Origin of the sequence: Bacillus cereus group sp. BfR-BA-01441, assembly GCF_022663075.1 — a bacterium.
Lineage (GTDB): Bacteria > Bacillota > Bacilli > Bacillales > Bacillaceae_G > Bacillus_A > Bacillus_A cereus.
Genome location: NZ_JAKUEU010000457.1, coordinates 1 through 213 on the forward strand (window position 1 = coordinate 1; position 213 = coordinate 213).

A 213-nucleotide genomic window follows, 5' to 3' on the forward strand; every position below is an offset into this window, starting at 1 on the left:
GTATGTTCTTTGAAAACTAGATAACAGTGTAGCTCATATTTTTTAATTTTTAGTTTGGTTAAGTTAGAAAGGGCGCACGGTGGATGCCTTGACACTAGGAGGCGATGAAGGACGGGACTAACGCCGATATGCTTCGGGGAGCTGTAAGTAAGCTTTGATCCGAAGATTTCCGAATGGGGAAACCCACCATACGTAATGGTATGGTATCCTTAT

At 42.7% G+C, this 213-nt stretch carries 1 rRNA gene; it reads left to right on the top strand.

Features of this window, described 5'->3' with window-relative positions:
- Window positions 1-56: 56 nt before the first annotated feature.
- A 23S ribosomal RNA gene (locus MR107_RS31195) occupies window positions 57-213 on the top strand; the annotation flags it as partial.